We start from the raw sequence: 14469 nt of genomic DNA on the forward strand, positions 1-14469 counted from the left end.
CCGAACTACGACGTACCCGTGCAGGGAATCACCTCACCCGGCACCGACGGCCCGACCTTCCTCGACCTGGTCTGGGATCAGGCGCCCTTCGAGAATCACGGCCAGTTCGTCAGCACCGTCACCCGCATCGCCGAGGAGTTCCTCGATGCGGGCGTCTTCACCGCCGCGGAGAATGACCTCATCGTCTCCCACGCGGCCCGGTCGAACAAGGAACTCGCTCCATAGGAGACACCGGCCGTCGTCGAATCCGCCCACCAAAGGCCGCGGCCCGGTCGACTCGAGTCGACCGGGCCGCGGTATCGCCCACATTCCGCTGGGCAAACGCCTTGACGCGTCAATAACGCCCGGCAATTCTCGTGGGCAGCAATTCGCTATTTCAACCACGCCGCGCAGTCCCTGGGCGGCGCAGTAACCGTGCTCCGGTACGAACTGGCAACTCCCGGTTACAGCTCTATCGGTCGCGCGAACCCGTCATTTCAACCGATTCCAATTAGGCTTGTGTCTCGACAGTGTTAGCGATAACATCTGCTCGCTTGTCAGCGCACACCGAACGCGACTGCACGATATTGACTGCCACCCGGCTCGGGACTGCCTCGAGCCGATTTTGAGGAGGAGACCAGATGGCGAGGAACAGGAGATTCCGCCGGCTACTGTGCGTCGTTAGCGCGGGAGTCATGGCGATTGGCCTGTCGGCGTGTTCCAGCGGTGGAGGCGACACTGGCGGAGGCGACGAGCTGACCACGATCGGCTTTGTAGCCGTCGGTCCGGAGGGTGCATGGCGGCAGGCCAACGAGGCCAACATGCAGGAGACCTTCACAAAGGAGGCCGGCTTCGACCTGAAGTACGCCCCGGCTACGAACCTGGACCAGAAGTCGCAGATCGACGCGTTTACGTCCTTTGTGGACGAGGGCGTGGATGTCATCCTGCTGTCGGCGACGGAGGGCTCGGGCTGGGAGGACTCGCTCAAGCGCGCCCAGGAGGCGGAGATTCCCGTCATCCTGATCGACCGTGGCATCGAGCCCGACGCGACCGACCTCTACGCCACCCGCATCGCGCCCGACAACTTGCAGGTCAGCAAGTCGGTCGCCGGATGGGCCGCGGAGACCTTCCCCCAGGGGGCGAACTACTTCGTGATCGAGGGGCCCGCGGGCGTCTCCGTCGTCAACGAGCGCAACCGTGGCTGGAACGAGACGATCGGCGCGAAGACCGAGTTCAAGAAGCTCGGCGCGCAGACGGCCAACTGGTCGACGGAGGAGGCGAAGAGCGTCTTCGAGACGGTGCTCAAGTCGAACAAGAACAACGTCCAGCTCGTCTTCGCGCAGAACGACGAGATGGGCCTCGGCGCTGTCCTCGCTGTCGAGGAGGCTGGCCTGGTGCCCGGCAAGGACGTGAAGATCGCCACGATCGACGGCACGCACAACGCCGTCCAGGCGCTGGCGGACGGCAAGCTGAGCTTCGTCGCGGAGTACAACCCGTTGTTCGGTGAGACGGCCCTGGACGCGGTGAAGAAGGTTCTCGCTGGTGACAAGGTCGAGTCGTACATCATCGTGCCGAGCCTGACGTTCAACTCGCCGGATGCGGCCAAGACGGCGCTGCCCAGCCGGAAGTACTAGTTCCGGGCGGCGCCCGATCGGCCCCGATCTGGGCCGGCGGTGCCGGGGCCTTCCGAACCGGGGGAGGCCCCGCACCGCGTGACATCACCACTGCGAGTCGATCGTGGTGGTTGCAGGCGGCAGCTGCGAGGTAGGGAAAATGACAGGATCACCACCGATCGTCGAGATGCAGGGCATCTCCATCGCGTTCCCCGGGGTGAAGGCGCTCGACAACGTCGACTTCCGACTCTTTCAGGGGGAAGTCCACACCCTGATGGGTGAGAACGGCGCCGGCAAGTCCACTCTCATCAAAGCGCTGACAGGCGTCTATCGGATCGATGCCGGGTCCATCCTGATCGCGGGGCAGGGGCGGCGCCTGAACGGCACCGCCGACGCCCAGGCGGCGGGCATCTCCACCGTGTACCAGGAGGTGAACCTGTGTACGAACCTGACGATCGGTGAGAACGTCATGCTCGGACACGAGGTGCGCGGCCGGATCGGCGTGAACTGGCGGGCCACCAACAAGGCGGCGACGGAAGCGCTCGCCAAGCTGGGGCTCGGGCATCTCAACCCGCGCCGACCCCTTTCCAGTGTCTCGCTGGCGATGCAGCAGCTGGTGGCGATCAGCCGGGCGATGGTCACGGACTCCAAAGTTCTCATCCTCGACGAGCCCACGTCGAGCCTCGACGCGAACGAGGTCGACGGGCTGTTCCAGGTGATCCGCCGGCTGCGTGACCAGGGGGTGGCGATCCTCTTCGTATCGCACTTCCTCGATCAGGTGTACGCGATCAGTGATCGCCTGACGGTGCTGCGGAACGGGAAGTACGAGGGCGAGTACCTCACCCGCGAACTGGACCGCACCGTGCTCATCTCGAAGATGATCGGCAAGGATCTCGCGGCGCTGAAGTCCTTGGGATCCAACCGTCAGACCGAGGAGCGCGACCGGACCGTCATCCCCCTCGTGAAGGCGACCGGGATCGGCCGGACGGGTTCGATCGAGCCCACGGATCTGGACCTGCATCGGGGCGAGATCGTCGGGTTCGCCGGGCTACTCGGATCGGGTCGCACCGAACTCGCTCGGCTGCTCTACGGGGCGGACCGGCCGGACAGCGGCGAGGTGGAAATCGAGGGAAAGAAGTCCGAGATCCACACCCCGGTCGACGGCCTCGACCACCGCATCGCGTTCTCCACCGAAAACCGCCGTGACGAAGGCATCCTCGGCGATCTCACCGTCCGCGAAAACCTCATCCTGGCCGTTCAGGCCAAGCGAGGGTGGGCGCGGCCGCTGCCGCGCCGTGAGCAGGACGCGATCGTCAGCAAATACATGGCTGCCCTGAACGTGCGACCCGCCGACCCCGAGCAGCCGATCAAGAATCTCTCCGGCGGCAACCAGCAGAAGGTACTGCTCGGCCGTTGGCTCGCGACGAACCCGGAGCTCCTGATACTCGACGAGCCAACCCGGGGGATCGATGTGGGCGCCAAGGCCGAGATCCAGGAGAGCGTCGCGGAGCTCGCCGGAGGCGGCGTCGCTGTCGTGTTCATCTCCTCCGAGCTCGAGGAGGTGATTCGGCTGAGCGATCGCATCGTCGTCCTGAAGGACCACCGCAAGATCGGCGAGATCATCAACGGACCCGATGTCACCGCCCAGGAGGTCGTCGACATCATCGCCGCGCATGGGGAAGCCGCTCTCGAAAGCGACATCATCGATCCGGACGGGAAGGACAGCACCGCGTGAGAACGACAGAGCGGCGGACCGGCGCGGGGGGGCGAGACCTGATCCGGCGGCCTTACTTCTGGGGGATCATCGCGATCCTGTTGCTCCTCCTGGTAAACGTCCTCAAGGACCCATCCTTCCTTGCGGTTTCGGTCAACTCGGCCAACGGCAACCTGGTGGGCAACCTCCTCGACATCCTTCGGGCATCCGCGCCGATCCTGATGATCGCGGTCGGCATGTCGTTGGTCATCGCGACCGGTGGGATCGACCTGTCGGTCGGCTCCATCATGGTCGTCGCCGGCGCGGTCTCCATGGAGTTTCTCAAGGCGAGCGGTGACTCGACCTCCAGCGGAGTGGCGCTCGGCGCACTGGGCCTGGCTCTGGCGGTGAGTGCGCTGCTGGGCGTCGTCAACGGCATCCTGGTCTCCGTCGTCGGGCTTCAGCCGTTCATTTCGACGCTCGTCATGATGCTTGCCGGCCGTGGGCTGGCGAAGGTGATCACCTCGGGGCAGAACACAGCCGCCTCCAACGGACCGTTCCGATGGATCGCGAACGGATACGTCATCGGTTTGCCGGTTGTGGTGCTGCTCGCCGTCGTGGTGGTGGTCATCGTTGCTGTCGTCGTCCGCCGCAGCGCGCTCGGTCTGATGATCGAGGCTATCGGCATCAATCCGAAGGCCAGCCGGATGGCGGGGATCAGACCGCGTGGCCTGCTCATCACGGTTTACGCGGTCAGCGGCGTCCTAGCCGGGATCGCCGGTGTCTTCGCGACGGCGAGCGTGATGACCGTCGACGTTTCCAGGACCGGATACCAGCTCGAGTTGGACGCAATCCTCGCCGTGGTGATCGGCGGCGCCTCGCTCGCCGGTGGCAAGTTCTCCATGGGCGGCGCGGTCGTCGGTGGGCTGCTGATCGCGACGCTGGACAAGACGATCGTGTTCCTCGGCGTCTCCTCCTCGGCGACGCCCGCCTTCAAGGCGGCGGTCATCATCGTGCTGTGCCTACTTCAGTCCGAGCGGGTACGAAATCTGTTCACGCAGCGCCCCGTACCAACCGCTCGCGCGCCGAAGGCTCGCGCGCCTAAGGAGAGCGTGACCGCATGACCATCACGATTCTCCCCGATCCCCCCGGGGCGGAGACGAAGTCACGGATCGGTCGGCTGACGGATGTCGCGGCGCGGACGTGGCGGACGAACCTGACCACCGTGCCGACCCTCGCGGCCGTCGTGATCTTCATCGCCATGATGATCTATGGCGAACTCGCCTACGGGCGCATCCTGCAGTACAACACGCTGTCGAACCTGCTCATCAACAACGCCCATCTGGTGATCATCGCGGTGGGCATGACGTTCGTCATCCTGACCGGCGGAGTCGACCTGTCGGTGGGCGCCGTGATCGCGTTCTCCAGCGTCGCCGGGTTGCTCCTGGCCAACGCCGGGTGGAACCCGTGGGTCGTGATGGTGCTGATGATCGGGATCGGCACGGCCTTCGGTGTCGCGTCTGGCGTCCTGGTCCAGTACTTCAAGGTGCAGCCCTTCATCGCGACCCTCGCGATGATGTTCCTCGCCCGCGGTCTCGCCTCGACACTGAGCACCACACCCGAACGGCTCGCCGACGACTCGTCCATCAGATCGCTGGCGACGAAGTTGAAGATCATAGACGGCGAAAAGGTCAATGACCTGGTCCTGACACCGGGCGTGCTGATCGCCGTCCTCGTCGTCGTCGTCGGATTCGTCGTGCTCCACCGGACCCGAACCGGCCGCACCGTTTACGCCATCGGCGGCTCCGAGCAGTCCGCCGCGCTGATGGGCCTGCCCGTGGTACGCACCAAGCTCTGGGTGTACGCGATCAGCGGAACGCTCGCCGGCCTGGCCGCGGTCGTCTACACCTCGCGGTTGGGTATCGCGCAGAACATCACGGGCATCGGCTGGGAACTGGACGCGATCGCAGCCGTCGTGATCGGCGGCACGCTCCTGACCGGGGGCGCGGGGTACGTCCTCGGGTCGGTGGTCGGCGCGCTCGTTCTCGGTCTGATGAACGTGCTGATCACCCGGGACGGCGGGATCAGGCCCGAGGCCACGACCATCATCACCGGTGGCATCTTGCTCGTCTTCGTGCTGCTGCAGCGAGCACTGACCGCACGCAGACGCGAGTGAGGACGGTAACGATCGTGCAGGTTCGGGACTCGTTGACGGAGGTGGCCGGGTGAACGGACAGAGTGGTATTCAAGAGCGGTACGTGATCGGCGTCGACTTCGGCACCCTGTCCGGCCGGGCGATCGTGGTCCGCGTCTCGGACGGAGCGGAGCTCGGCTCGGCCGTCCACGAGTACGAGCACGGCGTCATGGACGACGTCCTCACCGCCGCACCGGCCGCCGCAGGGCGGGTGCAGCTCGGTTCAGACTGGGCACTGCAGGCGCCGCAGGACTACGTCGAGGTGCTCAAGCACGCGGTGCCGGCCGCGGTCGCGGCCTCCGGAGTCGATCCGGGCGAGGTGATCGGCATTGGCACGGACTTCACGGCATGCACGATGGTGCCCACCCTCGCCGACGGGACCCCCCTGAGCGACCTGCCCGAGTTCGCGGCGCGGCCGCACGCGTACGTCAAGCTGTGGCGGCACCACGCCGCCCAGCCGCATGCGGACCGCATCAACGCCCTGGCGCATGACCGGCGCGAGCCGTGGATCACGCGCTACGGCGGTCTCATCTCGAGCGAGTGGGAGTTCGCGAAGGGACTACAGCTGCTGGAGGAGGACCCCGAGCTCTACTCCCGGATGGAGCACTGGGTCGAGGCGGCCGACTGGATCGTATGGCAGCTGACCGGCACGTACGTGCGCAACGGCTGCACGGCCGGCTACAAGGGCATCTATCAGGATGGCGCGTACCCGAGCCGGGAGTTCCTGGCGGTGCTGAATCCCGACTTCGCGGGGTTCGCCGACGACAAGGTCGCCCACCAGATCGGACAGCTCGGGGACGTCGCGGGCACCCTGAGCGCCCGGGCGGCGGCGTGGACCGGGTTGCCTGAGGGCATCGCCGTGGCGGTGGGCAACGTCGACGCGCACGTCACCGCGCCCGCCGCCCAGGCCGTCCAGCCCGGCCAGATGGTCGCGATCATGGGAACCTCGACCTGCCATGTGATGAGCCACGACCAGCTCGCCGAGGTTCCGGGCATGTGCGGCGTCGTCGACGGCGGGATCGTCTCGGGACTGTACGGCTACGAGGCTGGCCAGTCCGGGGTCGGCGACATCTTCGCGTGGTACGTGAACAACCAGGTGCCCGGGCGCCTGCACGACGAGGCTGCCGCCGCCGGCAAGAGCATCCATCAGCACCTGACCGATCTGGCGTACGCCGAGCCCGTCGGCGCCCACGGCCTCGTGGCGCTCGACTGGCATTCGGGTAACCGTTCGGTGCTCGTCGACCACAAACTGTCGGGCGTGATCGTGGGGCAGACCCTCGCAACCCGTCCCGAACAGGGCTACCGGGCGCTGCTGGAGGCGACCGCGTTCGGCACGCGGGTCATTGTCGAGACCTTCGCCGCCGCCGGTGTGCCCGTGACCGAGTTCATCGTCGCCGGCGGGCTGCTGAAGAACCCGCAGCTCATGCAGACGTACGCGGACGTGCTGCGCCTGCCGATCTCGACGATCGCGAGCGAGCAGGGTCCCGCGCTCGGCTCGGCGATCCATGCGGCCCTCGCTGCCGGGGCGTATCCCGACATCCGCGCCGCCGCCGCCGCGATGGGCGCGGTCGACCGTTCGGTCTACACCCCGAACGAGACGGCTGCCGCGGTATACGACCAGCTCTTCGCTGAGTACCGCACGCTGCACGACTACTTCGGCCCGGGCGCGACCGGGGCCATGAAGCGGCTGCGGGCACTTCGTCGCGACGCGCTCCAGGTCGCCAACTGGGCGGCGGAGTCCGTCCCCGAGCTGGTCGAAGGGGTCAGTGCGTGAGCGGGATCTTCAGCCATGACGTGCAATCGGCAATCGAAGCCACCCGGGTGGAGGTGGCGCGCCTCCACGGGGAGCTGACCCGGTACGGGCTCGTCGTCTGGACGGCCGGCAACGTGTCGGGCCGGGTCCCGGGCGCCGATCTGTTCGTCATCAAGCCGTCCGGCGTCTCCTACGACGCGCTGGCGTCCGAGAACATGATCCTCTGCGACCTGGACGGCAACGTCATCCCCGAGACCCCCGGCAGCGAGCGGGCACCCTCGAGCGACACCGCGGCACACGCATACGTGTACCGCCACATGGCCGGCGTGGGCGGTGTCGTGCACACGCACTCCACCTACGCGGTGGGGTGGGCGGCGCGCGGCGAGGAGATCCCTTGTGTCATCACCGCGATGGCGGACGAGTTCGGGGGGCCCATCCCGATCGGGCCGTTCGCGATCATCGGTGACGACTCGATCGGCCGCGGCATCGTCGAGACCCTCACGGGCCATCGCTCGCGGGCCGTACTGATGCAGAACCACGGGCCGTTCACGATCGGGGCGACGCCGAAGGACGCCGTGAAGGCCGCCGTCATGGTCGAGGATGTCGCGCGCACCGTGCACCTCGCCCGTGAGGCGGGCACCCTCATCCCGATTCCGCAGGAGGCGATCGACCGCCTCTACGACCGCTACCAGAACGTGTACGGGCAGGCCGATGATGCCCGCCGCGCCACCCCCGCCGCAGACGCGCCCGAGCAGGAAGAGATCTACGCATGACCCGCACCGCGCTCGCCACGTCCTTCGAGTCCTACGAGGTGTGGTTCCTTACCGGGAGCCAGGACCTGTACGGCGAGGAGACGCTCCGCCAGGTCGCCGAGCAGTCCCGCGCGATCGCCGACGAGCTCGGCGCCGGCGTGCCGGTCCGCGTCGTTTGGAAGCCCGTCCTCATCAGCTCCGACGCCATCCGGCGCCTTGCTCTCGAGGCGAACGCGGCGGACGGTGTCATCGGCGTCGTGGTGTGGATGCACACGTTCAGCCCCGCCAAGATGTGGATCGCTGGACTTGACGCGCTGCAGAAGCCGATCCTGCACATGCACACGCAGGCGAACGTCGAGCTGCCGTGGAGCGACATCGACTTCGACTTCATGAACCTGAACCAGGCCGCGCACGGCGATCGCGAATTCGGCTACATCCAGACGCGCCTCGGCGTGGCGCGCAAGACGGTCGTCGGCCACGTCTCGAACCCGCAGGTCGTCCGGCAGGTCGAGGACTGGCAGCGCGCGGCCGCGGGGTGGGCGGCGGTCCGCAGCCTCAAGCTCGCCCGGTTCGGCGACAACATGCGCTACGTGGCCGTCACGGAGGGCGACAAGGTGGAGGCCGAGCTGCGCTTCGGCGTGCAGGTGAACACGTGGGGCGTCAACGAGCTGGCCGATGCTGTGGACGCGGCAGCCGACGCCGACATCGACGCCCTGGTCGCGGAGTACGAGCAGACGTACGACGTCGTCCCCGAGCTGCGGGCCGGCGGCGAGCGGCACGCGTCGCTGCGCAACGGCGCCGCGATCGAGCTCGGCCTGCGTTCGTTCCTCGAGGAGGGCGGTTTCGGGGCGTTCACCACAAGCTTCGAGGACCTTGGCACGCTGAAGCAGCTACCGGGGCTCGCGGTGCAGCGCCTCATGGCCGAGGGCTACGGCTTCGGGGCGGAGGGCGACTGGAAGACCGCGATTCTCGTCCGCGTCGCGAACGTGATGGGCGCGGGTCTTCCCGGTGGCGCGAGTCTCATGGAGGACTACACGTACGATCTCGTGCCCGGCTCGGAGCGCATCCTCGGCGCCCACATGCTTGAGGTCTCGCCGTCGCTCGCGACCACGAAGCCGCGCCTGGAGATTCACCCACTGGGCATCGGCGGCAAGGAGGACCCGGTGCGCCTGGTCTTCACGGCGGCTCCCGGCCCCGCCCTCGTCGTCGCGATGAGCGACGTGCGCGACCGCTTCCGGCTCGTCGCGAACGTCGTCGAGAACGTTCAGGCTCCCGACCTGCCGAAGCTCCCGGTCGGCCGCGCCGTGTGGCGCCCCCAGCCCGACTTCGCGACCTCGGCAGCGTGCTGGCTCGCCGCCGGTGCCGCCCACCACACCGTCATGACGACTGCCGTGGGGATCGACGTGTTCCGTGACTTTGCCGAGATCGCGAAGACCGAGCTCGTCGTCATCGACGAGAAGACGACCGTCCGGGACTTCCAGCGAGAGCTCCGGTGGAACCAGGCCTACTACCGTCTGAGCCAGGGACTATGAGCGGAGCCGCACCGCTTTCAGGCACGCAGCACACCATCCGTGCTGGCCACTACACCGCGACAATCGCCAGCGTCGGTGCCTCGCTGCGGGTGCTGCGGTTCCAAGCGCGTGACCTCGTGGTGCCCTTTGAGGCGGACCAGGTGCGGCCCGCTTACCGGGGTGCCGCGCTGGCACCATGGCCCAACCGCGTGGTGGACGGCCGTTACACGTTCGCCGGGCTGGAACAGATCCTCGCGCTGACGGAGCCATCCCGCGGTCACGCGCTCCATGGCCTTGCCGCGTGGCTCGACTTCAAACAAATCGAAAAGGGATCCGGCCACGTGGTGCTCGCCACCACGATCGAGGCACAGGCTGGCTATCCCTTCCAGGTCGGGCTCGAGACCACCTACGCCCTGAATGGCTCCGGACTCACGCAGACGGTGCGCGCGACCAACCTCGGCGCGCAGACCGCTCCATTCGGCACCGGACCGCACCCCTACCTCGTCGCGGGACCGGATCCTCTCGACGCCTGGACGCTGGAACTGCCGGCGGATCAGGTCTCCGCAGTGACCGCGGACCGCCTGATACCGACAGGCATGCGCGCGGTGGACGAGGACGAACCCGCCCGCTTCGATTTCCGGGTCCCACGCCGTATCGCCGACGCGCGTATCGACCATGCCTTTACGGATCTGCGCGCCGATGCGAACGGGCGGTATGCCGTTCGCGTGACCAACGACTCCGGTTCCGGAGTCCAAATGACATGGGATCACAGGTGCCGGTGGGTGCAGGTCCACACCGCTGACCTGCCGGGAACAACCCACGATCGCGTCGGACTCGCGGTTGAACCCATGACTTGCCCGCCCGATGCCTTCAACTCTCACCGGGACCTCATCCTTCTCGATCCTGGCGAGTCCACGACTGTGTCATGGACGATTGCGGCGATCGAGTCGAGCGCGGACGAATAGGAGCCTCGGATGCCCGCACTACTTTGGGGAAATTGATCTGTGGCACGAAGTGTCTGGCAACGAACGGCTCCAGCACGGAGGTAGTGGTCGCGGTGGGTGATATATGCGAGCATAAATCCGCTGTCGACTCACCGCCTCGCCTGCCCGCCGGCTGATCGGTCTGACGGCGATCATCACCGCCGCCTTCGGCCTGAGCGATGTGTGCGAGGGATGGCTGGGGCGGCGGCGCGCGACGGGCTCAAGGTCGTCGTCCAGTGTGGGCAGTAGTGGTGAACGTGATGGAACGGTGGGAATCGAGCATGATGAGCCATAGACGGCACGGCTGGGAGCGATCGGAGTGAGCGTGTCGAGCAACCGTCGGTTGCCGGTGATGAGTGATGTCGCGCGGCTGGCGGGCGTCTCCCACATGACCGTTTCCCGGGTTCTCAACGAGCCGAAGACGGTCCGGCCGGAGACCCGCGAGCGGGTCCGGCTCGCTATCGAGCAGCTTGGCTACCGGCGCAACAGCGCCGCGCGCAGCCTGGTCACCCGCCGGTCCCAGACACTCGGCGTCGTCTGCTTCGATACCACGCTGTACGGGCCTGCCTCCACGCTCAATGGCATCGAGCACGCGGCCGAGGACGCGGGGTACGCCGTCAGCGTCGCGACTCTGCGTCGTCCGACGCCCGAGGCGGCGGCGCAGGCCGTGCAGCGCCTGGTCGACCAGTCCGTGGAGGGACTGGTCCTCATCGCCCCGCAGGCCTCCGCCGCGGTCGCGCTCATCCGTGCCGTGCCGACGAACCTGCCCGTCGTCGCGGTGGAGAGTGCGCTTCCGCACGTCACCAGCGTCTCGGTAGACCAGGTGCTCGGCGCCCGCATGCTCACCGACTACCTGCTATCGCTCGGCCACGAGACCGTGCACCACGTGCGTGGTCCGGCCGACTGGAGCGAGGCGAACGGTCGTGTGGAGGGCTGGCTGGCCGCGCTGGAGGCACAGGGCCGGCCGGCGCCGAAGGCGCTGCCCGGTGACTGGAGCGCAAAATCGGGTTACCTTGCTGGCCAGAGGATAGCCAAGGCCGGCGTCGCCACCGCCGTGTTCGCAGCCAACGACTCAACGGCGTTGGGTGTGCTCCGGGCGCTGCACGAGGCCGGTGTCCGGGTGCCCGAGGACGTCAGCATCGTGGGCTTCGACGACATCCCGGAGGCCGCGTACATGACGCCCCCGTTGACCACCGTCAGTCAGCCGTTCCGCGAAGTCGGGCAACGCAGCCTCGAGATCCTGCTCGCCGAGATCGAGGGAGACGGCGAGAGCGGCAGTTCGACCGTCATCCCGCCAGACCTGGTGGTCCGGCAGAGCGCGCTCGGTCGCGCACCCTGAACGCCGGCACTGTCGCGGCCGTGAAGAAGACCGATGGACCGCACACGACTGGCCTCACTTGGCCCAGGGCGCGAGCGCTAACAGCGATGGCGTCAACCCCACGACGACGAATTTTTGATGGTTGACACAAGATGTTGACATTCTTATGTTAACGCTAACCATTGACCACCCGCCGCATCCTCCGCCTCAGCGGGGAAGGGTCGGCGTCAACACCCCTACACCCTGGCCACTGGCGGACGACCTGCGCGTCGCCGCCCGACAGGAGAACGACGTCCATGTTGCAATCGAGCTACCGCGCCGGCCCACGCCGCCGGCTCCTACGTCTCGCCATGCCCCTCGCCCTCGCCGGAATCGGCCTGAGTCTGGGCACCTCGGCGGCCCACGGGGAGGCGGTCCCCGCCGACGGCCTGATCGTGCACTACCCGATGGACCAGACAGCAGGTGGCACCGTCACCGACACGTCCGGGAACGGTCGGAATGCCGCCGTCAGTGGTGACATCACCTGGCGTGGCGCCGAGGGCCTGCAGCTCGGGGGTACCAACGGTCACGTCAAGCTGCCCGACAACCTGATGCGTGATCTTTCGCAGATCACGGTATCGCTCGACGTACGGATCGCTGCCGACCAGGCCAGCCCCTACTTCATCTGGGGCTTGGGCAACAGCAGCAACGGGGCGGGCAACGGCTACCTCTTTACCACCGGCAACGCCTACCGCACCTCGATCGCGACCGGGAACTGGTCCACCGAGCAGACCGTGTCCGCCAACCACAACGTCGTTCGCGAGCAGTGGAAGACTCTCACCTACACCCTTGGCGGCGGCACCGCCGTGCTCTACGAGGACGGCGTGGAGGTGGCCCGCAAGACCGGGGTGACTATCACGCCCGGCGCAATCGGCGGCGGCACAACCACGGCAAATTACATCGGCCGCTCCCTCTACAGCGGCGACAAGTACGTCAAGGGCCAGGTCCGCGACTTCCGGCTCTACGACCACGCCCTGACCGCTGCCGAGGTGTTGGAACTCAGCGCGGTCAGTGACCCCGAGCGCGTCGCCCGCGACATCGCCGCCCTCGACCTCGGCGACACCTCGGCCGTCACCGACAACCTCACCCTGCCCACCACGGGACCGAACGGTTCGCACATCACCTGGGCTTCCATCGACGATGCCGTGGTCGCCCCCGACGGCACCGTCACCCGACCCGCCCCGGGCAACGACGACTCCACCGTCGTTCTCACCGCCACCATCGCCTCTGGCGAGGTCCACCAGGACAAGCAGTTCACGGTCGTAGTACCGGCCGAACTGACGGCTCAGGAGAAGGTCACCGAAGCAGCTGACGCCCTGCGTGTGTGGAACGCCGACGACATCCGCGGCAACATCACGCTGCCCACCTCCGGGCTGCACGGCACCGCCATCTCCTGGAAGACGACAGAGCCCGAGACCGTCACGCCAACCGGCGAGGTCACCCGTCCCGCGTACGGCGCCCAGCCCGTAGCCGTCAAGCTCACCGCGACCGTGCGTCTCGGCAATAAGCAAACCAAGCGGCGCTTCGACCTCACGGTCCGGCCACTGCCGAAGCGGGAGCCGCTCGACGGATACGCGTTCCCCTACTTCACCGGCGAAGGCTCCGCCAACGGCGAGCAGATCTACCTCGCCGCCAGCCGCGGCAACGACCCTCTGCATTGGGACGAGCTCAACGGCGGACAGCCGGTCCTTACCTCCACCTTCGGTGACAAGGGCGTCCGCGACCCCTTCATCATCCGCTCGCCCGAGGGCGACAAGTTCTACCTCATCGCCACCGACCTCAAAATCTTCGGCAATGGCAACTGGGACGCCGCCCAGCGCACCGGCAGCAAGTACATCGAGGTCTGGGAGTCCACCGACCTGGTCAACTGGTCCGAGCAGCGGCACGTCCGGGTATCGCCGGACACCGCGGGCAACACCTGGGCCCCGGAGGCGTACTACGACGAGTCGATCGGCGCCTACGTCGTCTTCTGGGCATCCAAGCTCTACAGCCAGGACGACCCGAACCACACCGGCGGCACCTACAACCGGATGATGTACGCCACCACCCGCGACTTCCGCACCTTTTCTGAGCCCCAGGTGTGGGTCGACCCCGGCTACTCGGTCATCGACTCCACGGTGATCAAGGAAGGCGACACCTTCTACCGGTTCACCAAGGACGAGCGGAACAACACCTCGACCACACCGTGCAGCAAGTTCATCACCGCGGAGAAGTCGACCGAGCTGCGAGACCTCGACTGGGACTTCGTCGCCGACTGCATCGGCAAGGGCGCCGACGGCGAGCCCGGCATCAACCAAGGTGAGGGGCCGACGATCTTCAAATCCAACACCGAGGACAAGTGGTACCTGTTCATCGACGAGTTCGGTGGCCGCGGCTACGTGCCGTTCGAAAGCACCGACCTCGACAGCGGCGAGTGGACGATGTCGACCAACTACCAGCTGCCCTCCCGCCCGCGGCACGGGACGGTCCTGCCGGTCACCCAGGCCGAGCTCGACCGGGTACGGGCGTTCCACCTGCGTTGACGTCGACACCGGACGCAGGCTGATCGCGCAGTAGTCACTCGTGGGGCGGGCCGGACACCGTCGGGCCCGCCCTGCCGGCACCGCACCAGGCGCAGCGACCCGCGCTGGCCGC

11 protein-coding genes are annotated in these 14469 nt (G+C 67.2%); all 11 read left to right on the forward strand.

Annotated features, from left to right (window positions below; all coding sequences use genetic code 11):
* A partial coding sequence (locus tag ACWD6N_RS31355; RefSeq protein WP_450005724.1) for a hypothetical protein occupies positions 1-225 on the forward strand: 225 nt, incomplete at its 5' end.
* Positions 226-674: 449 nt separating this feature from the next.
* Complete coding sequence (locus ACWD6N_RS31360; RefSeq protein ID WP_354968722.1) at positions 675-1613, forward strand: ABC transporter substrate-binding protein; 939 nt, start codon at positions 675-677, stop codon at positions 1611-1613.
* A 166-nt stretch (positions 1614-1779) separates the two neighbouring features.
* Positions 1780-3327, forward strand: coding sequence for a sugar ABC transporter ATP-binding protein (locus tag ACWD6N_RS31365; protein ID WP_450005726.1), 1548 nt, complete (start codon positions 1780-1782; stop codon positions 3325-3327).
* Positions 3324-4409 (forward strand): ABC transporter permease, encoded by a 1086-nt coding sequence (locus ACWD6N_RS31370; RefSeq protein ID WP_354968720.1) that lies wholly within the window; start codon positions 3324-3326, stop codon positions 4407-4409. Before ACWD6N_RS31365 ends, ACWD6N_RS31370 begins: the two co-directional genes overlap by 4 nt.
* Positions 4406-5461 carry an ABC transporter permease subunit gene (locus ACWD6N_RS31375; protein WP_354968719.1) on the forward strand — a complete coding sequence of 352 codons (1056 nt, stop codon included), beginning with the start codon at positions 4406-4408 and terminating at the stop codon, positions 5459-5461. The genes ACWD6N_RS31370 and ACWD6N_RS31375 overlap by 4 nt, the downstream gene beginning before the upstream one ends.
* Before the next feature lie 49 nt (positions 5462-5510).
* Positions 5511-7253 (forward strand): ribulokinase, encoded by a 1743-nt coding sequence (araB, locus tag ACWD6N_RS31380; RefSeq protein ID WP_450005728.1) that lies wholly within the window; start codon positions 5511-5513, stop codon positions 7251-7253.
* Between the two features lie 20 nt (positions 7254-7273).
* On the forward strand, positions 7274-8005 hold the full coding sequence (locus ACWD6N_RS31385) for an L-ribulose-5-phosphate 4-epimerase (protein WP_450005755.1): 732 nt from the start codon (positions 7274-7276) through the stop codon (positions 8003-8005).
* The gene (gene araA, locus ACWD6N_RS31390) at positions 8002-9516 is read left to right on the forward strand and encodes an L-arabinose isomerase (RefSeq protein WP_450005730.1); all 1515 of its coding nucleotides are present in this window, start codon (positions 8002-8004) and stop codon (positions 9514-9516) included. The genes ACWD6N_RS31385 and araA overlap by 4 nt, the downstream gene beginning before the upstream one ends.
* Positions 9513-10460 (forward strand): aldose 1-epimerase family protein, encoded by a 948-nt coding sequence (locus ACWD6N_RS31395; RefSeq protein ID WP_450005732.1) that lies wholly within the window; start codon positions 9513-9515, stop codon positions 10458-10460. The genes araA and ACWD6N_RS31395 overlap by 4 nt, the downstream gene beginning before the upstream one ends.
* A gap of 370 nt (positions 10461-10830) precedes the next feature.
* Entirely contained in the window at positions 10831-11817 is a 987-nt protein-coding gene (locus tag ACWD6N_RS31400) for a LacI family DNA-binding transcriptional regulator (RefSeq protein ID WP_450005734.1), read from the forward strand.
* A gap of 275 nt (positions 11818-12092) precedes the next feature.
* Complete coding sequence (locus ACWD6N_RS31405; RefSeq protein WP_450005736.1) at positions 12093-14357, forward strand: immunoglobulin-like domain-containing protein; 2265 nt, start codon at positions 12093-12095, stop codon at positions 14355-14357.
* The last annotated feature ends 112 nt before the right edge of the window (positions 14358-14469 follow it).

The sequence above is a fragment of the Micromonospora sp. NPDC005163 genome (assembly GCF_053599835.1).

Bases quoted from the DNA above. Each gene is read 5' to 3' on its own strand.
- ACWD6N_RS31360 (WP_354968722.1), top strand. From the start codon at position 675: ATGGCGATTGGCCTGTCGGCGTGTTCCAGCGGTGGAGGCGACACTGGC.
- ACWD6N_RS31365 (WP_450005726.1), top strand. From the start codon at position 1,780: ATGCAGGGCATCTCCATCGCGTTCCCCGGGGTGAAGGCGCTCGACAAC.
- ACWD6N_RS31375 (WP_354968719.1), top strand. From the start codon at position 4,406: ATGACCATCACGATTCTCCCCGATCCCCCCGGGGCGGAGACGAAGTCA.
- araA (WP_450005730.1), top strand. From the start codon at position 8,002: ATGACCCGCACCGCGCTCGCCACGTCCTTCGAGTCCTACGAGGTGTGG.
- ACWD6N_RS31395 (WP_450005732.1), top strand. From the start codon at position 9,513: ATGAGCGGAGCCGCACCGCTTTCAGGCACGCAGCACACCATCCGTGCT.
- ACWD6N_RS31400 (WP_450005734.1), top strand. From the start codon at position 10,831: ATGAGTGATGTCGCGCGGCTGGCGGGCGTCTCCCACATGACCGTTTCC.
- ACWD6N_RS31405 (WP_450005736.1), top strand. From the start codon at position 12,093: ATGTTGCAATCGAGCTACCGCGCCGGCCCACGCCGCCGGCTCCTACGT.